This window comes from Acinetobacter uliginosus (assembly GCF_044130295.1).
Classification (GTDB): Bacteria; Pseudomonadota; Gammaproteobacteria; order Pseudomonadales; family Moraxellaceae; genus Acinetobacter.
Window position 1 is genome coordinate 1 of the sequence record NZ_JBIQOC010000137.1, and the last position, 821, is coordinate 821.

Here is an 821-nt window from a genome sequence, read left to right on the forward strand (position 1 = left end):
ATGATTTCACCTTGAAAGTGCCGACCGTGGAAGGGATTCATCTGCTGTATCTCGAAATAAATAAGATATTTAGCTTATCATGTCAGCCTATTTGCAACAGTGCCATAAAAAATGGGTAACTGTCAGATCAGGTTTGAGATACAGCTAAGTAAATGACCTTTTTCACTGAATTATTAGAAGAGAAGATCTTTCTCTTTTTAGCTGAATGGCGGATTACGCTATTCAACGATTCAATCGCATTCCTCGTATAAATTACATGACCTATTTCAGCTGGATTGCTAAAGATCGTTCGTATATTTTCCCAATTTTCCTGTCAAGATTCGCCAATTTTTGGATATTGTTGATTCCATTGATCACACAAGATATCTAGGGACTTTAATGCATTGTCCTCTGTGCTTGTCTGATAGATTGCTTTTAGACCAGATGTAAAAGAGGTCTCAAATTCTTTCTGATAATAGATTAACTAATGCTTTTAATTCATCTCGTAATTGATTTAAGTTAGCAAACTCAATGTTCTTGGTAAGCTCTTTAGGAATCTTTTCTGCTTCAGCAGATAAGTCTCGCCCTTTATCTTTTAATGAAATAAGAACTCGTCTTTCATCATTAGGATCACGTGATCGATTAATTAGACCAGATGTCTCCATTCTTTTTAATAGTGGGGTTAATGTTCCACTATCAAGATGTAAAATTTGTCCAAGATCACCCACACTTACACAGTCTTTTTCCCACAAAACCAACATTACTAAATATTGAGGATAAGTAAGTCCGAGAGGTGTAAGAAAAGGGCGATAAGCTTTTACGATTAAATTAGATGCAGCATA

1 protein-coding gene and 1 pseudogene are annotated in these 821 nt (G+C 35.3%); both read right to left on the reverse strand.

Annotation, left to right across the window (positions count from 1 at the left end; genetic code table 11):
- Positions 1–136 precede the first annotated feature (136 nt).
- Positions 137–427 (reverse strand): annotated as a pseudogene (locus tag ACE01T_RS16905) (transposase); the annotation flags it as partial.
- Between the two features lie 10 nt (positions 428–437).
- A partial coding sequence (locus ACE01T_RS16910) for a MarR family winged helix-turn-helix transcriptional regulator (RefSeq protein ID WP_395519742.1) occupies positions 438–821 on the reverse strand: 384 nt, incomplete at its 5' end.